This window comes from Pedobacter sp. AC402, from assembly GCF_979252805.1.
Window position 1 is genome coordinate 123,432 of the sequence record NZ_CEEDAI010000006.1, and the last position, 23,190, is coordinate 146,621.

At 39.8% G+C, this 23,190-nt stretch carries 17 protein-coding genes and 1 pseudogene; 8 read left to right on the top strand and 10 right to left on the bottom strand.

Annotation, left to right across the window (positions count from 1 at the left end; all coding sequences use genetic code 11):
* Positions 1-76: 76 nt before the first annotated feature.
* From AC0IWE_RS04855 to AC0IWE_RS04880, 6 genes are all read left to right on the top strand, one after another.
* On the top strand, positions 77-2,287 hold the full coding sequence (locus AC0IWE_RS04855) for an alpha-N-acetylglucosaminidase (RefSeq protein ID WP_471792159.1): 2,211 nt from the start codon (positions 77-79) through the stop codon (positions 2,285-2,287).
* A gap of 17 nt (positions 2,288-2,304) precedes the next feature.
* A complete protein-coding gene (locus AC0IWE_RS04860) occupies positions 2,305-3,822 on the top strand; it encodes a glycoside hydrolase family 28 protein (RefSeq protein ID WP_471792160.1) in 1,518 nt (505 codons plus the stop codon).
* A gap of 85 nt (positions 3,823-3,907) precedes the next feature.
* Entirely contained in the window at positions 3,908-6,145 is a 2,238-nt protein-coding gene (locus AC0IWE_RS04865; protein WP_471792407.1) for a GH92 family glycosyl hydrolase, read from the top strand.
* A 983-nt stretch (positions 6,146-7,128) separates the two neighbouring features.
* Complete coding sequence (locus AC0IWE_RS04870) at positions 7,129-7,935, top strand: MlaE family ABC transporter permease (protein ID WP_471792161.1); 807 nt, start codon at positions 7,129-7,131, stop codon at positions 7,933-7,935.
* A gap of 10 nt (positions 7,936-7,945) precedes the next feature.
* Positions 7,946-8,719 carry an ABC transporter ATP-binding protein gene (locus AC0IWE_RS04875; protein WP_471792162.1) on the top strand — a complete coding sequence of 258 codons (774 nt, stop codon included), beginning with the start codon at positions 7,946-7,948 and terminating at the stop codon, positions 8,717-8,719.
* Between the two features lie 2 nt (positions 8,720-8,721).
* The gene (locus AC0IWE_RS04880) at positions 8,722-9,696 is read left to right on the top strand and encodes an MlaD family protein (RefSeq protein WP_463496046.1); all 975 of its coding nucleotides are present in this window, start codon (positions 8,722-8,724) and stop codon (positions 9,694-9,696) included.
* 243 nt (positions 9,697-9,939) lie between these two features.
* On the opposite strand, the gene AC0IWE_RS04885 is transcribed toward AC0IWE_RS04880, so the two are convergent.
* The 6 genes and pseudogenes from AC0IWE_RS04885 to AC0IWE_RS04910 form a co-directional block, all read right to left on the bottom strand.
* A complete protein-coding gene (locus tag AC0IWE_RS04885) occupies positions 9,940-10,953 on the bottom strand; it encodes a zinc-binding alcohol dehydrogenase family protein (protein WP_471792163.1) in 1,014 nt (337 codons plus the stop codon).
* Positions 10,953-12,002: an aldo/keto reductase gene (locus AC0IWE_RS04890; RefSeq protein ID WP_471792164.1), complete on the bottom strand. Its 1,050-nt coding sequence runs from the start codon at positions 12,000-12,002 to the stop codon at positions 10,953-10,955. Before AC0IWE_RS04890 ends, AC0IWE_RS04885 begins: the two co-directional genes overlap by 1 nt.
* Positions 11,999-12,343 carry an L-rhamnose mutarotase gene (locus tag AC0IWE_RS04895; protein WP_471792165.1) on the bottom strand — a complete coding sequence of 115 codons (345 nt, stop codon included), beginning with the start codon at positions 12,341-12,343 and terminating at the stop codon, positions 11,999-12,001. Before AC0IWE_RS04895 ends, AC0IWE_RS04890 begins: the two co-directional genes overlap by 4 nt.
* 3 nt (positions 12,344-12,346) lie before the next feature.
* Positions 12,347-13,615 (bottom strand): L-fucose:H+ symporter permease, encoded by a 1,269-nt coding sequence (gene fucP, locus AC0IWE_RS04900; RefSeq protein ID WP_471792166.1) that lies wholly within the window; start codon positions 13,613-13,615, stop codon positions 12,347-12,349.
* A 30-nt stretch (positions 13,616-13,645) separates the two neighbouring features.
* Complete coding sequence (locus AC0IWE_RS04905) at positions 13,646-14,041, bottom strand: alpha-L-fucosidase C-terminal domain-containing protein (protein ID WP_471792408.1); 396 nt, start codon at positions 14,039-14,041, stop codon at positions 13,646-13,648.
* Positions 14,024-15,094, bottom strand: a pseudogene (locus tag AC0IWE_RS04910) (alpha-L-fucosidase); the annotation flags it as partial. The gene AC0IWE_RS04905 and the pseudogene AC0IWE_RS04910, both read right to left, overlap by 18 nt.
* Before the next feature lie 317 nt (positions 15,095-15,411).
* Here AC0IWE_RS04910 and AC0IWE_RS04915 point away from each other — a divergent pair.
* Positions 15,412-16,299 carry a helix-turn-helix domain-containing protein gene (locus AC0IWE_RS04915; RefSeq protein WP_055905578.1) on the top strand — a complete coding sequence of 296 codons (888 nt, stop codon included), beginning with the start codon at positions 15,412-15,414 and terminating at the stop codon, positions 16,297-16,299.
* A gap of 114 nt (positions 16,300-16,413) precedes the next feature.
* Here the strand turns inward: AC0IWE_RS04915 and AC0IWE_RS04920 are convergent, their stop codons facing one another.
* The 3 genes from AC0IWE_RS04920 to AC0IWE_RS04930 form a co-directional block, all read right to left on the bottom strand.
* Entirely contained in the window at positions 16,414-16,800 is a 387-nt protein-coding gene (locus AC0IWE_RS04920) for a hypothetical protein (RefSeq protein WP_471792167.1), read from the bottom strand.
* Positions 16,801-16,854: 54 nt separating this feature from the next.
* Positions 16,855-17,538, bottom strand: a complete 684-nt coding sequence (locus tag AC0IWE_RS04925; protein ID WP_471792168.1) for a lipid-binding SYLF domain-containing protein — start codon at positions 17,536-17,538, stop codon at positions 16,855-16,857.
* 192 nt (positions 17,539-17,730) lie between these two features.
* Positions 17,731-18,609 carry a LysR family transcriptional regulator gene (locus AC0IWE_RS04930; RefSeq protein ID WP_471792169.1) on the bottom strand — a complete coding sequence of 293 codons (879 nt, stop codon included), beginning with the start codon at positions 18,607-18,609 and terminating at the stop codon, positions 17,731-17,733.
* 91 nt (positions 18,610-18,700) lie between these two features.
* Here AC0IWE_RS04930 and AC0IWE_RS04935 point away from each other — a divergent pair, with 91 nt between their 5' ends.
* Positions 18,701-19,423, top strand: coding sequence for a class I SAM-dependent methyltransferase (locus AC0IWE_RS04935; protein WP_471792170.1), 723 nt, complete (start codon positions 18,701-18,703; stop codon positions 19,421-19,423).
* Between the two features lie 730 nt (positions 19,424-20,153).
* On the opposite strand, the gene AC0IWE_RS04940 is transcribed toward AC0IWE_RS04935, so the two are convergent.
* The gene (locus AC0IWE_RS04940; protein ID WP_471792171.1) at positions 20,154-23,189 is read right to left on the bottom strand and encodes an efflux RND transporter permease subunit; all 3,036 of its coding nucleotides are present in this window, start codon (positions 23,187-23,189) and stop codon (positions 20,154-20,156) included.
* Position 23,190 lies beyond the last annotated feature (1 nt).

The window sequence follows — 23,190 nt, forward strand, 5'->3', positions numbered from 1 at the left end:
TTAGCCGGGATAATGAAAGATGATATATTTTACGCTAAATCCTAACGCTGAATATCGAAACAAACAAAATAACCAGATGAAATTCAAAATATTCCTTTTCGCATCACTTTTAACCTTATTATGTGCTAAAGCAGGTGCACAAGATTACCTTAAAGCCTCAAACGAACTCATTAAACGAGTTTTACCCAATAAATACCAGGCTTTTGAAACACAAAGTATAGCTGCGGAAAAAGGTTTGGATGTTTTTGAAATTGAAAGCAAAAAAAATACCATTATATTACGTGGAAGCAGTGGTGTGGCTATTGCTTCGGCATTTTACTACTATTTAACCGAATACGCCCATTGCCAGGTAACCTGGAACGGTACAAACCTAAATTTACCCCAAAATTTACCAGTTGTAAAAGACAAAATCAGAAAATCTACGCCTTACGAATACCGCTATTACCTTAATTATTGCACTTTTAATTATAGCATGAGCTGGTGGGACTGGCCCCGTTGGGAAAAAGAAATAGACTGGATGGCACTCCATGGCATTAATATGCCTTTAGCCATTACCGGAGAAGAGTATACCTGGTATTTGGTGTATAAAGAAATGGGCTTTTCTGATAACGACCTAAAGGATTTTTTTACAGGTCCGGCTTATTTTTCTTGGTTTTGGATGGGCAATATTGATGGTTGGGGCGGACCACTCCCGCTCACATGGATGAAAAGCCACTTCGAATTGCAAAAGAAAATTTTAGCCAGACAGCGTTCAATGGGCATGAAACCCGTACTACCGGCATTTACCGGACATGTACCGGCGGCATTTAAAAATAAATTTCCCACTGCAAAACTAAAAGCCACCAACTGGACAAACGGTTTCGCAGATACTTATATCCTCGATTCTGAAGATCCAATGTTTGCCGCAATAGGTAAAAAATTTCTTCAAAAACAAACGGCATTGCTCGGTACCGATCACCTTTACTCTGCCGATACCTTTAACGAAAACGAACCACCATCTGCTGAGCCCGACTTTTTAGGTAAATTAAGCGCAAGAATATACGATGGCATGAGTCAGGCAGATCCAAAAGCAATTTGGGTAATGCAAGGCTGGTTATTTTACAGTGATCGAAAATTTTGGAAAGCACCTCAAACAGAAGCCCTTTTAAAAGCCGTACCCGATGATAAAATGATACTACTGGATTTAGCCACTGAAATTGAACCCGTTTGGAAACGAACTTCAGGTTTTTATGGTAAACCCTGGATTTGGAACATGTTGCACAATTTTGGCGGAAATACTAATCTATTTGGCCGGATGGATGTAGTGGCAAATGCACCTGCCGAAGCTTTAAATGATCCACAAAGTGGTAAAATGAAAGGAATTGGCCTCACCATGGAAGGAATTGAACAAAATCCGGTTTTATATGAACTGATGATGGCCAATGTTTGGCAATCGAAACCGATAGATTTAAAAACATGGTTACCCAATTTTGTAGTAAACCGATATGGCAATAATAATATCAATGCACAAAAAGCCTGGCAGATATTAAGAAAAACAGTTTACAATGTACCGGCCGATAAATACATCAGAGATGGTGCAGAATCAATCATCCAGGCCCGCCCAACGCTTGATTCACTTACCCGTTGGGCAAAAACAACATTAAATTACAACGAACGCGACTTGCTGCCCGCCTGGGATGAGTTGATAAAAGCTGCTCCAGCTTGCCTAAATAGCGATGGATTTCAATACGATGTGGTGGATATAACCCGGCAAACTATGGCAAATTATGCCCTGCATTTACAGCGCAATTTTGTAACGGCCTACCAAAAAAATGATATGGCTGCTTTTAAAACAGAAAGTTTAAAATTTATACAACTGATTGATGATTTGGACAGGTTATTGGCTACCCGAAAAGATTTTTTGCTAGGCCCATGGATAAATCAAGCCAGAGCCTGGGGAAACAACCCGGCAGAAAAAGCACTTTACGAAATGAATGCCAAAGATTTGATCACTTTATGGGGTGATGAGAAAAGTCCGTTAAATGAATATGCCTGCAGGCAATGGAGCGGTTTATTAAGTGATTTTTATAAACCCAGATGGGAACTTTTTTTCAAATATGCAACAACGGCAATTAATCAGCAAAAGGCAATCGAAATTAAACAGTTTAATGAAGAAGTAAGCAAATGGGAATGGAAATGGGTAAACCAGAGAAAAGATTATTCAACAAAAACTGAAGGTAACCCGGTTACAACAGCCATTTTAATGCACAAAAAGTACCGTAGCCTAATGCAAAAAGCCTATCAATAAAAAAATGAAACACAATTATGAAAATCCTTCCCTGTTTATTTATTTTATCAGTGTTTTTTTCAAATGCAGAAGCACAAAACAAATCATTCAACATTGTTGATTTTGGTGCAAAAGCAGGTCTGCAATTCTCAAATAGCAAAGCCATTCAGCAAACCATAAATGCAGCTGCAAAGGCAGGAGGACGTGTATTTATCCCTTCAGGGCAGTTTGTTACCGGGCCAATTGAAATGAAATCGAACGTAGCACTTTATCTTTCCGAAGGTGCAGAACTTTTAGGCAGTACCAACCGGTTAGATTATGGTAAAAACAATGCAAAGGCACTTATTTCGGCCAAAGCACAACACAATATTGCCATAACAGGCAAAGGAACGATTAATGGTCGTGGTGCCGAAGTGGTAAAAAACCTGTTATTGTGCCTGCACCAGGGCCTACTGGAGGATGAAACCTGGAAAATAAAGAGGCCATCAGAAAATAACCGCCCCAGGTTAATCGCTTTTTCCAATTGTGAAGATATAACCGTAAAAAATGTAACCCTAAAAAACAGTGCGGGCTGGGTGCAGGATTTTGTAAACTGCAACCGCCTCAATATAGATAGTGTTACCGTAGAAAGTACCGCTTATTGGAATAATGATGGTATTGATATTGTAAACAGCAAAAACGTAAACATCACCAATTGCAATATCGATGCGGCTGATGATGGCATTTGCTTAAAATCAGAAGGAAGCCCAGGTATTTGCGAAAATGTATCGGTATCAAATTGTACCATCCGCTCCAGTGCCAGTGGTTTTAAACTCGGAACAGGTTCCTATGGAGGCTTTAAAAATATAAAAGTAAGAAATATTACCGTTTACAATACCTACCGTTCGGCCATTGCGCTCGAAGCTGTTGATGGTGGTTTTATCGATAATGTAGATATTGAAGGCGTTACAGCAAAATACACAGGAAACGCTATTTTTATCCGTTTAGGCCATCGGAATAAAACCAGCCAGTATAGCAGCATTAAAAATGTCCGCATTGCGAAAGTAAAGGCAGATATTCCGGATGTTAAGCCTGATGCAGGTTACCCGCTTGAAGGGCCATTGCCTAAAGTACCGCCGCACAATTTGCTGCCCGCTTCCATTACAGGAATTCCAGGCCATCTGGTAGAAGATATAGTGCTCGAAGATATTGAAATTACTTACGGCGGTGGTGCTTCAGAAAAAACAGCCAATATTCCTATTGATCAACTGGATAGTGTAGTGGAAAATGAAGCCGGATACCCTGAATTTACCATGTTTGGTGAGTTGCCGGCCTGGGGTTTTTACATTCGCCACGCCAAAGGCATCTCCTTTAAAAACATTAAACTGAACTATAAAACAACAGATTTCAGACCAGCAGTAATTTTCGATGATGTTACCTCAATCAATCTTGATAATTTACAGGTTGAAAAAGGAGAAAACCGCCACCAGGTGATTCTGAAAAAAACGGAAAAGGTTTCCATAAAAAACATCAAATTACCCCTTAATGATAAAGAATCAGTAAAGGTGCTTCAATAACAAAAGTTTATATTCACATTTCCATATGTTGTTAACTGATATAAAATATAAAGCTCAAAAACATAAAAATACAGCGAGAATTTTTGTGTGTTTAATGGTCTTTTTTACCACTGGGGCCATTAATACCATAAATGCGCAGCAAAAAAGCTTAATTCCTTATGTGCAGCCTTTTTCAGGTACATCGGCCAGCACTACGCTGGCCAGTCAGCATGTTGAAGATAAAACCGAACGCCTCGCCAATACCATTCCAGCTGTTGCACCACCCTTTAGTATGACACAGTGGACGCCCCAAACCCAGCTCACCGAAAAAAAATGTCTTGCCCCCTATTACTACAACAACAAAAAATTTTACGGTTTTCGCGCAACCCATTGGATAAGTGGATCCTGCACTCAGGATTATGGAAGTTTTACCATTATGCCCATTTCTGGTCAACTTAAAACCAACGCTACACAATACGCCGAAGATTATGTTCATGAAAACGAAGTGGCTACCCCATCCTACTACAAACTGCAACTACCAAGGCAACAATTGCTTACCGAACTTACGGCCAGCTTACGATGTGGAGTGATGCGTATTACGGCCTTAAAAACAGATAGCGTTTATATTTTAGTGAGTCCAAACAGCGATCAAAACAAGGGCTTTATCCAGGTTGATGCAAAAAAAGGTGAGATTTCGGGCTACAATCCTGTGCACCGCATTTATCAGGGATGGGGAGAACCGGCAGGTTTTAGTGGTTATTTTTTCATCCGCATAAAAAAAACATTTACATCTGCAGGGGTTTACGCTGAGGGTAATATCTTCAACCAGCAAAACATCAGTAATAAAAATGATATTGGAGCTTATGCAGGTTTTAAACTTCAAAAAGGCGAACAATTACTCATTTATTCAGGTACTTCGTTCACAAGCATCGCCGCTGCTAAAGCTAACCTGGAGCAGGAAATAAAAAATGAAAGTTTTGATGCTGTTTTGGCACAAACCAATCAGAGTTGGGAAAAATCCTTGTCACAGGTACGTATTTCTGACGACAATGAAAAAGGCAAAAAAATATTTTATACCGCGCTCTATCACGCCATGCAACACCCGCGTTTATACAATGATGTTGATGGAAAATATCCACAATTTGCTGCAAAATACCAGAACAATTCCATTAAAGAGGGCAATTATTATGATGATTTTTCCATGTGGGACATCTACCGTGCGCAATTGCCGTTAATTGAGTTACTAAAACCAGATTTAGCAAATAGTTTAGTAAACTCCATGGTACTTAAAGGGCAACAAGGTGGTTGGATGCCTATATTTCCCTGCTGGAACAGCTATACCGCGGCAATGATTGGCGATCATGCCACTGCATTTATTGCTTCAGCATACAATAAAGGCATCCGCAATTATAATATTCAGAAAGCTTACCGCTTAATGAGGCAAAATGCTTTTAACATGCCCGATTCTGCTGATTATTTGAATGGAAAAGGCAGAAGAGGGATAAATAGCTATTTAAAATATGGTTATATCCCGATGGAAGATAGTATTCCGAATGCCTTTCATAAAAAAGAGCAAGTAAGCAGAACTTTGGAATATGCCTACGATGATTATGCATTATCGACTATTGCGAAAGATTTAGGCAAAAAAAGCGATTACCTCCAACTCGCGAAACGATCACTCAATTACCAGAATGTGTTTAATCAGAAGGTTGGAATGGTTTGCGGACGATATGCTGATGGCGGGTGGTATGCGCCTTTCTATCCCGATCACCGCGAGCCTTATATTACAGAAGGAACACCTAGGCAATATACTTTTTATGTTCCGCATGATATGCCCGGCTTAATTAAATTAATGGGCGGGAGTAAAAAGCTGGAAAATGAACTCGATTCGCTCTTTGATAAAAAAGAATATTGGCATGGAAACGAGCCTGGCCATCAGATTCCTTTTTTATATAATTACACCTCTTCGCCATGGAAAACACAATTGCAGGTTTCGCGCATTTTAGCCGAAGAATATAGCGATGGTGCTGGCGGATTAAGCGGAAATGATGATGCGGGGCAGATGTCGGCCTGGTATGTATTTGCAGCACTGGGATTTTACCCTGTTGATCCTGTTTCAGCAAATTACCAGTTAACCAGTCCTTTATTCAAAAATGCTATAATATCATTCAATAATGGTAGGAAATTAACCATTGAGGCGTTAAAAAAGAGTGATAAGTCTATATATATAGGAAAAATTGAAATAAACGGCAAAACTTTCGATAAAAATCAGGTTACTCATCAAATACTTACCAATGGAGGCAAAATGATTTTCTACCTTGAAGATCAGCCAAGAAAAAAATAATAGTTCTTCGACTACGCTACCATTGAAAGGCTTGATTAAAGCGGCCGTTATTGCGGGGCACGAAGCAATATTAAAGTGCTCGCTGGCAGCTAAAGTTTTAAGATTGTGGAGGCGAAATCTTAGGATAGAGGTTAAATATTTTATAGAACATAGCCAATGCTTTAAGATTCCCGCATGCGCGAGAATGACGACCGTGTTAAATACAATTACAAAGATTGCTTCGGCTCGCTCTTCCCCAGCCTCGTAATTAAGGATTTATGTTGATAGCAAATCCAAAGATCTCTCCACTGCGGTCGAGATGACGACTTTATGCGTTCCCTCAGCGGACCTAAGAATATAACATCCGGAGGAGTTTCTCAACAAATTGGTTATTTGCACCTCGCTATCTCCTCCCTGCAATCCGGCATAGGAAATGATGGAAGGAGAAAACGTTAAAGCTTTATCAATACCTTTTCCTCTATCACAGAATTGAGGCAGCACACACTTTCCGCCCCCTTCGGCGGAACTTGTGCTGACGACCAAAAAGCTTTAACGAATTTATCCGACATCAGTTCCAAGCCTTGATTTTTGGTTACCTTTTTATCAAGAAAAAGGTAAGAGTCCTTCGGTGGCTAACCGAGGCAAGCCCGAGCGGAGCGAAAGCATTACGATTCCCGCATGCACAGGAATGACGACCCTGTTTAGATACACTGCTAAAAAGATTGCTTCAAATTCAGCACAACAATCGCCTTAAACATCATCACAACAATCTCCTTAAACATCCACCTAACAATCCTGAAACATAGCGAAAGCTTTCACATTCGTGGGCTAAAAGCAGATTTTTAAAGATTTAAACAAAACTAACAGGTTTAAAACCAAACAATTTGCACACTTTTCTGTATAGCTTAAGATACTAAGCTTTTACCTATCGGTTTAGCATAAAAATTTAATAAAAAAGCACACAAAATATTGATTGAAGCAATGAAAATACGAACCGAAAAACAATGGCAACAGAAAAAGAGCTAAATGCCAATCACAACGAGCTGAAACCTGTCGGGCGGTTTGCAGCTTGGTTCATTTCCCTTTATGAAGTTTTTAAATTCATTGGCCGTTTTTTCAGGGAAGCCTTTCTTCCACCCTACGAGCTGAAAGAACTGGTAAGGCAATGTTATGAAATTGGTTACCGCTCTGCCTTGCTTATTTCTACAACCGGCTTCATTACCGGCCTGGTATTTACAAAACAATCAAGGCCATCACTTTCAGAGTTTGGCGCAACCTCATGGCTACCTTCGTTGGTTGGTATAGCCTTACTGCGAACACTTGCTCCACTCCTTACCGGGTTAATTGCTGCAGGAAAGGTAGGTTCTAGCATTGGGGCCGAACTGGGTTCGATGAAGGTGAGCGAACAGATTGATGCGATGGAAGTTTCTGCAACCAATCCATTTAAGTTTTTGGTGAGTACACGTGTTTTGGCAGCTACGATTACCATGCCTATCCTCACTTTTTACACCGCAATGGTGGGTATGTTAGGTGCGCTGCTTAATGTTTCGGTAAATGAAGGAACAAGTGCAACTACATTTTTTCAAAGTGCACTCGAAAGCATTACTTATCTTGATATTATTGCCTCAACGGTTAAAGCTATACTTTTTGGCTTCACAATAGCCATTGTAGGTTGTTACCAGGGCTATCATTCTTCTAAAGGTACCGAAGGTGTAGGTAAAGCAGCCAATTCTTCGGTGGTTACCGCCATGTTTCTAATCTTTGTTGAGGAAGTAGTATGCGTGCAAATTTTTAGTTTATTTAATACATAAGCCCGCATTTATGAAAGAAAAACAGTTTACAGATGAAAGTGTAGAAAAGGTTATTGAAATTAAAGGGCTAAACAAATCCTTTGGCAGCTATACTGTACTCGAAAATGCTTCACTCGATGTATACAAAGGTGAAAACCTGGTGGTTTTGGGTAAATCCGGAACGGGTAAATCAGTATTGATTAAAATTATTATCGGCTTGCTTAAACCCGATTCGGGACTGGTGAGTGTGCTGAACCAGGTAGTGGATGAAATTTCTTATAAAGAACTTTTGGCACTCAGACTAAGGGTTGGCTTTTCTTTCCAGAACAGTGCCCTTTATGATAGTATGACCGTTAGAGAAAACCTTGAATTTCCTTTGGTACGCAACCGGAAAGACCTAAGCAAACAGGAAGTAAATAATTCTGTAGAGGAAATGCTGGATGCTGTAGGACTTTCGCAAACCATTAACCAAATGCCTTCTGAACTTTCTGGCGGACAGCGGAAACGCATAGGCATTGCACGGACATTAATTTTAAGACCTGAAATTATGCTTTATGATGAACCTACTGCCGGCCTAGACCCGATAACCTCACGTGAGATTAATAAACTCATTAACGATGTTCAGGAACGTTACCATACCAGCGCAATTATTATTACCCACGATCTTACCTGTGCCAAAGAAGTTGGCAACAGGGTAGCCATGTTAATTGAACGGAATTTTGAAAGACAGGGTTCTTTTGAGCAGGTTTTTAATTCGGGAGATCAGCAGGCACAACCATTTTTTGATTACAACTTTATACAATAACCATGAATGAAAACAGAAAAAAAGTAACAGTAGGAATTTTCATCGCTATTGGCATCCTGATTTTTGTATTGGGAATATTTACCCTGGGCAGCCAGAAAAAAACTTTTGTTAAAAGTTTTACCCTAACTGTTGTTTTTAACGATATACAGGGACTAAAAAAAGGCAATAATGTTTGGTTTTCGGGGGTAAAAATAGGTACAATTAAGAAAATTGAATTTTTTGGCACTTCACAGGTAAAGGTATACCTAAGTGTGGAGGAAGATATTCATAAATACATACATAAAGATGCTGGCGCGAGCATTGGTGCAGATGGACTGATTGGAAATAAAATTGTAGTAATTACCGGAGGAAACCCAAAATTCCCTTTTGTTGAAGATGGTGACATGCTAAAAGTTAATTCTGCACTTTCTACCGATGATATTATGAAAACCTTACAGGTGAACAACAAAAACCTGGTTGATGTTACTGGCGACTTTAAAATACTGTCCAGAAATCTGATTGATGGAAAAGGTGCTGCCGGAGCTTTATTATCGGATGAAGAACTTGCCAAAAACTTTAAATCGATGGTTGCAAACCTTAATAAAACTTCCATAGCAACAGCGCAAAGTGCCGAACTCCTTGGCCGTTTTGGAAGAACACTAAATACTAAAAATGGACTCATGGATAAAATGCTGACGGATACTGCTGTGTTTAAAAAGCTGGAACGTTCTGCTGCCACTCTACAAAAATCGGTTGAATCGGCTTCAAGTTTAGCAGCAAATCTTGACGCTGCCTCTGCAAAACTAAAAACATCTGATAACGCCGCAGGGCTTTTGTTAAACGATCAGAAAACTGCAGAGCAGGTTAGAACAATTATGTTAAACCTCGAAAAAAGCAGCAAAAAATTAGATGAAGACCTGGAAGCAGTACAAAGCAATTTTCTGCTCCGTGGATTTTTCAAAAAAAGAGCAAAAGATTCATTAAGAAAGCAGCAGTAACAATTGCCCTCATTAATAATACATCAAATAAGGGATGTATTATTTCAGAAAAACTATTTAGCTGTCGATTTTAACGATATTAAGTATAGCTTATTATGAAAAATCAGGCATTTTGGATGGAGTTTGCCTTGCACTTTCATAATAGTAAATAAAATTACTAGATACCGGAACGGGAAATTAAAAGAAATGAACAGAAGCGGAAAGTAAAAGGATTCCCAGAACTTTCCGCTTTAAAATTATTGCTTAATCAAAATCAATCAGTGCTTTTATTACCGAATGATCTCCTGCCAACTGACTAAATTGATCCTTAACCGCATTCAGATTAAGCCTATGGGAAATAAAATCCAAAGGTTTAACCAGTCCTTGTTTAATGCAATCTATTACATGGGCAAAATCTTTAGGCAATGCATTCCTGCTGCTCATCAGCATGGCTTCCCTTTTATGAAATTCTGGATGTACAACCTCAATTGTTCCTTTTTGAAGGCCTATCATAATAAACTTGCCACCATGCGCTAAAAACCTGAAACTGCCATTAATTGCATTTAAATTGCCCGTACAATCGATTACCACGGTGGCCATATCGCCATTTGAAATTTCTTTGAGCCGGGCAAATACATCTATTTTAATGGGATTAATTACATGTTCAACGCCCAGTTGATCACTGCAAAAAGCCAATCTGTTATCATTTACATCAGCAACAATAACCCTGGCACCCGCAATTTTTGCAAATGCAATTGTTCCCAAGCCGATTGGTCCGGCACCAATAATAAGTACGGTTTCTTCTTTCTTAGTATCGGCGAGGCCAACACCATGTGCACCAATAGCCAAAGGCTCAACGAGTGCAAGTTCATCAACAGAAAGGCCTTGCCCGGCCACAACAGCATCAGCCGGAACTGAAATATACTCCTGCATGGCACCATCAATATGTACGCCGAAAACTTTTATATTTACGCAACAGTTTGATTTACCATTTCGGCAGGCAATACAATGGCCACATGAAAAATATGGACTGATGGTAACCAGATCACCTGGCTTAAAATTATTTTGACTTGCAGTTTCAACAACTTCTGCCGCAATTTCGTGCCCTAATATCCTAGGATAGGCAAAAAAGGGCTGTGTACCTTCAAAAGCATGATAATCCGTACCACAGATTCCTAGCCTCTTCATTTTAAGCAGCACATTATTTTCTTTTACAGCAGGTAAATCTTTTTCTACATAGTTAAATTCACCCGGGGATTTACAGATCAGTGCTTTCATTAAAGGTTTAAAATTTGAAGTTCAATTAATCCAAGGTTTTCCATTTCATACCAGAATTCAGCAGGAAGGGCTTTTGATGCAAGTGCAACATTCACCGCTACTTTATCGGGCCTGGTGGTATTTAATGCAATACTGGCCACACCGGGGAAACGGTATGAAAAATTAAAACAGGCTTCTGCCGGCAGCACATCAAACTTATTGCATACATAAAAAAAATCTTTCCTCCAGTTCAGCAATGTTCTACCTGCAACGCTTTCGTAATCAACCTTTTGATAGTTATAAAAATCACCACCGGTTAAAAACCCACCATTAAAAACAGCAGAATTAATCACTTTTATGTTTTTCTTACCTAAATTTTCTACGAATTTTATCAAAGCTTTTGGATGCGACTTAACTGTTAAACTATTCGCAATCATAACCCAATCCAGATCAACATCCCTGGCAATCATTTCGATTACTTTCCAATCTTTTGCACCTACGCCTACCGAGGTTACCAGTCCTTCATCTTTCAATTCAGCCAGGGCCCTGTAAGCACCTAAAATGTGTTGATATCTTTCTTTGTATTCTGCCTCATTATTGCCTGTAAACAGGTATTCATCAGGATCATGTACCGATACCATTTGGGCACTATAATCTCCCAATAAACTATTTCCCTGTTCAAAGCATTTCATAATGCCCTCATAACTAATTATTTGTACAGCATCGTGTTGAATATTTTTCCAGATACCGGGCTCGAAAGTTGGCTCGGGGGTTACAAGCGGCATCCTGTACCAACCTAGCTTATTGCTGATGATTACCTTTTCGGGATCGACTTTTAATTTAGCAAGGCATTTACCCAGCGATTCCAAAGCCAAACCTGCGCCATATTTCCCGGCGGTATCAAAAACTGTTAATGGTGCTGATGATTTTACACATTGCTCCACAATTTCCAACTTAACCTCATCAGCAATTGCCTGGTAAAGGTTCCCTAAACTGCTGGTTCCGAAAATAACAGCTGGTAAAATGCAATCACCCTGCCTGTTATTAGTTTGCCCGTTTTGCTGTTTCATAACACCTCACTTTTTAATTGAAAAATATTTTTCATCAACAGCCATTTTTCACCGGGCCTGGCCAGTGGCAGTGCCTGCTGATATTTCCACATCAGTGCTTCCCATTCCTGTACCTTTGGATTTGCTGCATCCATGGCGGCTTTTCCTTCAAAACTAAAATCTTCTCCAACTTCCATTATCATAAAAAGCCTGTTGGAAATGCGGTATATTTCCATATCAATAATCCCTGCACTTATAATACTTTCCTTAATTTCAGGCCAACCATTGACGTGGTAGGCTTCATATTCTGCAATCAGATCAGGATCATCGATCAGATCAAGTGCTAAACAATATCTTTTCATTTTTTATAAAATTTGTGAGGGTTCGTTAATTGCACTTTTTCCTTTACTCCTGTGCCCTTTTAAGCCAAATAGCACGATAACCGCAAAACATACCATAGGTACGTAATAGCCGTTTTGTATATTTCCGGTTTCATCACTTAAATACCCGAAAATTCTTGGCAGAACGGCCCCTCCTACTATCGACATAATGATAAGACTGCTGCCTAATTCAGTATCGGATTCGAGCCCTTTTATACCCAAAGAAAATATGGTTGGGAACATTACCGACATAAAAAAGCAGATGGCTATTACCGCATATATGGTTACCATGCCAGTGCCTATAATGGCCACTTCGCACAACAGTAAACTAACAAAAGCGTAAATGGCCAGCAGGTTATGGGCCCGGAAAAAGCGCATTAAGAAAGTGGTGAAAAATCTGCCTGTTAAAAAGGCAAAACCACAGATACCCAGGTAATAGGTGGCTTTTTCTTCGGAAATACCTGCAGATTTTGTAGCATAAAGGATAAATAGACTAAAAACAGAAACTTGTGCACCTACATAAAAAAACTGCGCCACAATTCCCCACGATAACTGGCTATGCCTAAACACGCTCCAGAAACTTTTTTGGGCAGTTCCTTCCACTTTTGTGCGGATATCCGGCAGTTTAATGAAAAAGAAAACAATAGCCAGAATTAAGAGAATACTGCCGAGTACAAAATACGGAACTTGAACAGAAGCTGCCTCTGAGGCCAGTGTTGATGCTTTTAAAGCAGGAGTCATTTTTGCAAGTTCGCTATCTGGAACACCTTTAAGTAAAATCAGTTTACCCCCAATAATTGGTGCCAATGAAGCAGCTAAACCATTGAATGACTGTGCCAGGTTTAACCTGAAAGTAGAAGTTTCTGGTGGCCCAACTAAAGAAATGTATGGATTTGCTGCTGTTTCCAATATAGTAAGGCCACAGGCGATAATAAAAAGTGCCATTAAAAAAAATGTATACGACTGTACGGCGGCAGCTGGCAAAAAAAGATAACACCCTGTAGAAAAGATCAGCAACCCGATAATGATTCCTGTTTTATAGCCATATTTTTTCATGATTATACCCGCTGGCAGTGCCATAATGAAATAAGCAATAAAAACAGCCGAATCTACAAGGGTTGCCTGAACGGTTGTGAGGGTAAAAGAGCGTTTTAAATGCGGTATTAATATTGGGTCGAGGTTATGGGCAAAACCCCATAGAAAAAATAGGGAGGTAATTAGTATTACCGCCACACCGATGTTTTTGGTTTTCATTTGTTTGGAAAGAGATTATGGTTATTACACCTATTTTTTAAATTCAATTTTGAAACCTGTTACCTGCCACGCTGGATAATCTGCTGGTTTGATAATCACAAGCGCATCATCCTCTTGCACCCATTTTAACTTTTTATTGCTGCCAAGCAGGCTAACAGAGGCAATAGCACGATCCAGGTATTTGGATTTTGCTCCAAGTAAATTCATCCTAATCTCTCCCTGAGGAATATTTAAGCAAAAAGCAAATAGGTTGCCGTTTTTGGTGGTGTACCTGATATCACTGGACAGGTATTCGCGGGTATCAGTTAAGCCGCCAAAACGCCCTTTCTTTTGATTGGATTTAATGGTTGATGGTCCTTCCCCATATATTTTCCATGGCCTTGTACCATAAATACCTTCTCCGTTTAGTTTGGTCCATTCGCCAATTTCAGTTACAATTTTTACCACATCCGGCTCGAGGTCTCCCTCTGGGGTTTGCACCACATTAATTAATAAATTACCGTTTTTGCTTACAATATCAATCAGTAACTGGGCAATTTCATTTGCGCTTCTGTAACGTTGCCCTGTTCGGTAATACCAATCTCCAATGGAAGTATCTGTTTGCCATGGAAACTCGCTGATAGAATCCAACACACCACGTTCTACATCTTGTGCCCACTTACCTTCTGAAGGTTCTTTAGGGGTATAAACAGCTTCGAGTTTACCTTTATTTTTTGCGATATCCTGGTTGTAAAAATGCGCTAACATATTTCTTCCGGTATCTTCAAAAGGAAGTTTACTATCTGAGTAAAGCAAATCAGGATGATACAAATCAATGAGTTCGGTTACATTTTCCAACCATTTTTTGTGCCAGCCAGCATTGTTTGTGAGCCATTCCTGAACATTGCTGGAATCGGCAGGCAAATGATAAAGGTCGGCATACTGAGGATTACGCCCATCATAAGGAACACCCGCAAACTGGCCATCTTTATCTGCACCATGACTGGCCTGAAACCAGTTAAAACTAGCCGCAAGGTGCTCGGAAACACCAAAGCGAAGACCTTCTTTTTGAGCAGCTTTTTGCCATAATCCTACAACATCTTTATGTGGCCCCATATTTACCGAATTCCACTTATGGATTTTTGAGTTCCATAAAAAGAAATTATCATGATGGGAGCCCATGGATACAAAATATTTTGCGCCGGCTTTTTTATAAAGTGCCATCAATTGATCAGGATTCCATTTTTCTGCTTTCCATAATGGAATAATATCTTTATAACCAAACTTGGAAGGCGTACCATAAGTGGCCACATGGTACTTATTTTGATCGCTGCCCTGTATATACATATTTCTTGCATACCAATCTCCCCGCCTCGGAACTGCCTGCGGGCCCCAATGAGACCATATTCCGAATTTCGCATCACGGAACCATTCCGGATACTTATACTGTTTTAAAGATTCGTCAGTAGGTTTAAATTTCCCCTGTTCTACCTTTGTCTCTTTTTGTTGTGCAAGGCTGCCTCAATGCCAAAAACGCAAGCGTAAAGCTGAATAATAATGTTTTTTTCATTTCCTGGTTAGTTAAATATTATGGTTTCGGTTTTTTTAAGGTTATTAATAACAGGTAGCCGGGTAACTGCCTAATGGTAAGGCAGACAGTTTTTTTTTATTTTTTGAAGTTTGGTATTGAATAACAGATCAAAATCGCATTCGCAACCTGGCTTTATATTTGGTTAACTTTACCAAAGCTAGGTAACTCATCCGTGCTAAAATTGGAAAAATTAGACTTTTTGTTGTAAAAATCCGACATTTAACTAATGATCAAAAGAATATTGCAGAACACTTTTTCCCTGCTGAATGTAGATTATGTAAAACTGACCTCGAAGTGGGATTACAAAAATGTAATCAGCCCCTACTATCGGATTTATTATATAGATAACGGTTTGGGCGAAGTTTCGGATCAAAGCGATGTATTGACACTTGAACCAGGATATTTATACATTATCCCAAGCTTTACGCTGTGTAATCTGAAGTGTAAAGATTATTTAAGTCAGTATTTCGTTCAGTTTTTTGAAGAATCTGCAGATGGGGTTTCCCTTTTTGCACAGCGGCGGGCACTTACAAAAGTAAAGGCAACTTCGATGGATATTGATCTTTTTAAAAGGCTTCTGGAAATTAATCCCGGTCGCGGGATCAACAGGTCTGACGACCCTAAGGTATACGAAAAAAATATTTATTATAAAGAATACCAAGAACTTAACAACAGGCAAAACCTGGCCAGTTATTTCGAAACTCAGGGCATTTTATTACAGCTAATGGGCCGTTTTTTAAAGGGCCAGCAGCATCAGGCACATGGAATGCATCATGCGCCGCTAAAAATTGCTGAAACAATTGGCCATATCCTGGTTAACCTGCACGAAGAACTATCTGTAACCGCACTGGCATCACGCGTTAACCAGCATCCCGATTATTTTTCAAGGCAGTTTAAAGCTTTTACAGGTGAACGACCGGTAAATTACATCCTTGGCAAGCGTATTGAGCGCGCGCAGCATCTGTTGGCCACAAGCCAGTTAACATATTCTGAAATTGCCATTCAAACAGGCTTCGAATCGCTTTCTTACTTTTCTAAATCCTTTAAAAAAATTACAGGTTTATCACCGCGTGAATACAAGAAACAGGTTTACCTGGTTGGTTTTGCAATGTAACAACCATATACCTAATAAAATTTAGGCTATATGAATTTAATGTAGATTATCCACAGAGGAATAACGATAAAATGCAGAATTTTTGCTCGCCGCAGCTTAACAATTAAGGTTAAATCATTTTATGGCCCGGGTAGCTTTATCAAACGACAAAACGAGTGCTTTCTGATTAACCTGTTTTAAAGCAACATCATGACTAGCTTTGCCAATGCCAACTGTAAAATAAACCTCGGCTTTAACGGTAGCCCCTTTTTCGAGCCCTTCCTCAAATAAAGCAATGCCGAACAAAGTGCTGTCGACCTTTGAAGATGCGATTACACTCACAGTACCCAAATCATACTTGCCGTTATTTTTTAAAGTTACCACGCCATCTTTATAGGTATAACTCACACCTTTTAGTGTTTCGAGGTAAGTTTTATTCTTACTGGTAATTGCCTGGTAAGTTTGTGCATAACCAGAAAAACCAGCCATTGCAAGTAATAAAATTAACATAGTTTTTTTCATGTTTTCAAGATTTAACGTTGCAAAAATCAAACTCACTTTACCAAATTGGTGGTGTTATTTCATTTGGATCAGGGTAGCTTTAAGCTTTCCTATTTCATCATCAGGATCTCCCTGAGAGGCAAAAATCTGCGCTACATCCATATCTTTTCCATAAACGGTTGCATTTGCAGCAGCATCAATTTCCAGTGATGCACCATTAACTGACAGGCCTGCAAAAAGGCCCTTACTACGGGAATAGGAATAAACCTCTGCATCGAGCTTATAATCGGTATTTACGGCAGAACTCCGCCCCAAAGGCCCGGCTGCAACAGAAAGATCGCCACCAAGTGTAAAACTACTTTGCTTAATGGAAGTTAAACTATTGGCATGCGTAAAAACCAGCACAAGTTCGGTTGATTGTACTCCTGCCTGGAGGCCGATACTGCCACCTGTAATGGTTACAAATACAGGATTGCTCCAGCTTCCATCTGCTCTTTTCACCATTGCAATACCTCTCCCTCGTTTACCACCTACCACAAAACCAGCATTAATGAGCTTCGGTACAACAACAATACCCTGGGTTAGCTCAAGCAATTTGGAGGGAATAGACTCTTTCATTTTTCCGAAACCGGATAACACCTGAGTGGATTGTTGTATTCTTTTTTGTTCCTTTTGCTGAGCAATGGCTGTAACAGGAAATAGTAATGCTGCGCAGCAGAGTACCGCGAGATTCGTTTTAATTAAATTAACAATATTCATATCGGATAAAAAACAAACTATAATACGCTGATTTACGCTTTTAAACGGTCTGGAACTGCAATATTATATCTTTTATTTCTTTTCCCTACCGGTATTTTGGTAAATTACGTTTCTGTGAGAAATTTCTTTCTTATACAATATGTTTATGTAATTATTTACCTTAAAACCGGGTAAAACTTGTTATAGATCTTTTTAATCACGTAAATAATGTTCTATAAACCATTTCAGAGCAGGATTTTTATTAGATGCCTTGTAAGCAAGTACAACCTCGGTATTAACCGGAATTCCATGAAGTTCTACAAAGGAGATTTTCATACCGCTATACTGCTTTTTTAATGAAAGCGGTAAAATAGATACGCCAAGCCCGGCCTCAACCAGTTGCAATATAGAATGTACATTATTGGCTTCGTGGGTAATATCCGGTCGGAAACCCAGCCTCTGACAGATTTCCATCAGCTTTTCATTATACTGGGGAGCATAATCTTTATTAAAAAAAATAAACGGACGGTTTTTAAGGAAATCTCCAAGTGCTTCAATTTCGCCAAGTTTTTCATCTCTAAAAGGAATAACCACTACAAAGGGATCAAAAAACAAAGATTCGACCTTTAATTTTTCTGATAATACGGGTGCGCGCAAAATTCCGGCATCTAATTTCCCTTCTTCCAGGGCTTTGATTTGGGTAAGCGTAGGCACTTCGAACAGACTTGTTTTTAAATAAGGAAAAGCGATTTGCATGGATTTTAAGATTTCGGCCATGTGCGATTGGTATACAGAACTGATGTAACCGATTTTAAGTTCGCCGCTTAATCCTCCATGAATTTGGCGCACAATTTCTTTGCTTTCGGCTAATTTAGAAAACAGGGCATCAACCTCGTCTTTAAAGTATTTGCCAGCATTGGTTAAAGTTACCTGCTTGTTGTTCCGTTCAAACAACCTAACGCTGAGTTCTTCTTCTAATTCTTTTATCTGGCGACTTAACGGAGGCTGTGAAATGAAAAGTTTGTTAGCCGCTTTGGTGAAATGAAGCTCTTCGGCTACGGTTTTAAAATATAAGAGATGTCGGAGTTCCATGTTTTATAATACCTAATAAGTATCAATATATGCATAAATTGATATTTTACAAATATGATGAGTGATGTTAACTTTAACAAAAAAATATTTTATGAATCCACATGACACCCAAAAAGCAACCATTGAAGAAATTAGAAGCCGCTTTGATGAGGATGTTGAACGCTTTTCTAATCTGGAAACCGGACAGCAAACCACTATTGATGCACCCTTAACCATGGAACTTTGCACAGAGGCTGCAAAATATATTAATCCTGAAGCAAAGGAGTTACTCGATATTGGCTGTGGAGCGGGTAATTATACCTTAAAGATGCTGAGTAAAATTGCAAATCTTAACTGCACATTAAACGATCTGAGCCTGCCAATGCTTGAAAAAGCTAAAGAACGGATACTGGCACAAACTACTGGCCGGGTAAACTTGATACAGGATGATATGCTTAATTTAAACTTGCCTGAGGAGCATTTCGACATTATACTTTCTGCGGCAGCATTTCACCATTTGCGTAGTAATGCCGATTGGGAACTCATGTTTACCAAAATTTACCGGGCTTTAAAACCTGGTGGAAGCATCTGGATTTCTGATCTTATTGCCCATGATTCGCCACTGGTTGATCAGCTTTTCCGTAAACAATATGGCGCATACCTGGAAACTCTTGGCGGGCCCGAATACAGACAAAAGGTATTTGATTATATTGCTTATGAGGATACTCCGCGCTCGCTTAACTACCAATTGAGCCTATTGCACAAAGTTGGCTTTACAGTAACCGAAATTCTGCACAAAAACGGTTACTTTGCTGCTTTTGGAGCGATTAAATAAGGTGGTTCATAGTAAGCATTGATGCGTCCACCTTCATCTCATGCATCTTCCTGAACTCGTTTCAGGATCTTAATCATGAGTTAACCACAGCTACTTAAGGTGTTTTTTATTGCATTTGCCACGGAAACACAAAAAGCACGGAAAATCTATTATGTTTTATATACGCATTACTTATTCTCGTGATTTCATCCTGAGCCCTCATGTGTCTACCGTCATCTCATGCGTCTTCCTGAACTTGTTTCAGGATCTTAGTCATGAGTTAACCACAGCTACTTAATGTGTTTTTTTTATGTTTGCCACGGAAACACAGAAAGCACGGAGAATTCATAGATTTTAATCCCTTAATTGTGTCATCTCTGAGGGTTAATTTATTGTATAAAAATCAATAGGAGTGACAAGATTTTAAATGAATACCCAATATTATCGTCATTGCGAGAAGGCTTTTTCAGCCGACGAAGCAATCTTACAACGATCGCTACTAGCGTGTGCTTTAGGATTGCTTCGTACCGCGCAATAACGACCGCTTTACTAAAGGCTGTTAATGCCAGCGTACCCGAATACCCACCCAGCTTTGTGTTCTTTGCGCCTTCCCTTTGTGTTCTTTGTGGTTAAAAAAACGATGCATTGCGTTTCATACATCCGGTATGATGACCGATCGCCCCCAGCTTCTACACCCCACAAATCACTAAGATACCCGCTAATTATCTGCCTGTGCGCAGTCGAAGCCCTCTTATTTAATCTCTTTTTTGCTGTAAATCTTCCTGATTAAACTCGGAAGCACTATTAACAAAAGTGGCAACGCAACAATGAAGCCTCCTATAACGGCAATGGCCAATGGCTGGTGCAACTGTGCGCCTGCTCCTATACCGAGGGCCAACGGCAATAAAGCAATAATTGCCCCTAAAGCCGTCATTAGTTTTGGCCTTAACCGCGTAGAAATGGCGAAAGTAATTGCATCATCCATATTTTTTTCATCTAATGATTCTTTAAACTGCAAAAAGGTAAACACGGCGTTTTCCCCAATAATTCCAACAATCATAATCAGACCGGTATAACTGCCAACATTCAAAGGTGTACCTGTAAGTAAAAGGGCTATATAGCTGCCTGAAATGCCTAATACAGCAATCAACAGAATTAGGAAGGCAATCTTAAAATCCCTGAAAAGGAAAAGAATTACACTGAAAACCAGCAAGCTTGAAGCTATTAAAATGGTTAAGAGTTCGGAAAAGGATTGTTGCTGCTCTTTATAAGCACCACCATACTCAATATGGTAACCTGATGGGAGGTTCACTTTGCTGTTAACTGCCAATTTAATATCTCTCATTACACTCCCAAGGTCCCTTTTATCCAGCCTTGCAGAAATGGCTCCGATGGTTTGCAGGTTTTCCCTTTCTACCTCGGCATTACCCGGTTGAAGATCAACCTTGGCGAGATTCTGAATCGGCACAGCCACACCATTGGGAAGAAATATTTTAAGTGATGAAATATCCGATACACCAAAAACCCTGCTTCCGGGATATACCATCCGGATGGGAGAAAGTTGCTGTTTATCATATAAATCGCCAATGATATTGCCCTGCATAGCGGTTTGCACCTGTGCCTGGAAAGAAAGCGGCGTAATGCCATATTGGGCAAGCATGGTAAAGTTAGGCTGAATATTTACTGTTGGCCCTGAAAGGATAATGCCATCAAAAACATCTGCTGTGCCGCTCACCTTCGAAACCAGACCTGCTACCTGTTTAGCCAATTGCTGCAATTTCTGCTGGTCGATACCAAAAACCTTAATTTCAACAGGCTTTGTTGAGCTCATTAAATCGCCGAGCATATCGCCTATTACCTGACCAAAATCGACAACCAGCGCAGGTTGAGTGTGCTCAATATGTGTTCTTATTTCGGAAATTACCTCATCGGTACTTTTTTTACGGTTTGGCTTCAACTGGATTAGATAATCTCCGGTATTGGGTTCGGTGATGAAAAACCCCATTTGTGTGCCTGTCCTTCTCGAATAGGCTTGTACATCCGGAATTTTCACCATTTCTTTCTCCACTTCCCTTAGCATCCTATCGGTTTCTTCTAACGATGTACCCGGAGGCGATGCATAATCGAGCACAATACTGCCCTCGTCCATTTCGGGTAAAAACCCGGTTTGCAACCTTGGGTATATCAGAATGATGGATGCAACAAGCAACAGGAGAAAACCATAAGAAATATAGGGCCTTTGGATAAAATAACGAACCCAGTTTTGAGCCTTTACCTCATGTACAATAACTGCTTTACCAGATGCATTTTGATGCGAATTTTTAGTTAGCAGTAAATAAATTACGGGCAAGCCGATCCAGGTTACAAAAAATGAGCATACGAGTGCAATAATCATTGTATTGGTCATTACCTGGAAATATGACCCTGCAACACCCGTCATCAGTACGAAAGGCACAAAAATAACTATGGTACTGGTGGATGAGCCGAGCATAGCCGGAAAAAGATAACCAATCGCTTTGCTAATTAGCGGTGCAGTTGGCTCATTTGGGTGTTCCTCGTGTGTACGGTGAATCTGTTCTACTACTACAATTGCATCGTCGATAATTAATCCGATGGCCGCTGCAATGGCCCCAAGAGTCATGATATTTAAGGAGTAACCCACAAAATAAAGCACAATTACGGTAAGGCAGAGCGTAATTGGGATGGTGATGAGTATGGTGGCACTGGCCTTTAGCGAGCGCAAAAAAATAATGGCCACTACAATGGCCAGGGCAAGGCCGATTAATAAACTATCGCGCACACTTTTAACCGATTCGTTTACAAAATCGGCCTGTACATAGTATGGTTTAAGGCTCACCCCTGCCGGAAGAATCTTTTTAAGCTGTTTAACCTTTGCGGCCATTTCTGCAGAAAGATCAACCAGGTTTGCATTTGGCTGTTTAATTACGGCGATGAGTATCCCGTCTTTTCCGTTTGCGTTAATGCGGGTATACTCTACACTTTGCTGAATATCCACTTTGGCCACATCTACTATTCGGATGGTTCTGTTTCCTTTTCTGGTGAGCACCAGTTCTTCCAGATCGCTTTTCGTTTTTACGGTGGCATCGGTTACCGATAAATAAAGGAAATTATGATCGGATAGGTAACCGTTTGATTTAATAAAATTGGTTTGCGAAAGGGCAGCGGTAACCTGATCTGGCGAAATGCCAAGCGACTGCATCTTTTGTACATCGAGTGTTAACCAGTATTCTTTCGTTTTGCCACCAATTACGCGGATTTCTGAAACACCATCTACCTGAGAAAGAAAGGGTTTTACTGTGTAGGTAGCTATTTTTTTAAGTTCGACAGGTGAATAGTTATGGCTTTCTAAACTGTATCCGCTCACGGGAAGTATAGAAGGATTCATTTTTTCTACTGAAATATTTACTCCAGGGGGCAAGGTTGCAGAAATTTTGGCAATCTGCGATTCAATCCTTTGTTGACTGAGATCAATATCTGCACCTGGATTCATAAACGCAGAAAGCTCACAACTGCCGCGGCTGGTGGTACTTCTTACCAATTGCAGATCGGGTACCTGTTTTACGGCGTTTTCGAGTGGCCGGGTTACAGTAACCACCATTTTATCTACCGGCTGAAGTTCTGCATCGGCAATGATTTTTATTTTAGGGAAGGTAATTTCGGGAAAAAGACCTGTTTTAAGCTGCTGAAATGAATAAATACCACCAACAATAATGATAATGAGTACGGCCAGGATGGGATTTTTATGGGAAATAAAGAATTTATTCATG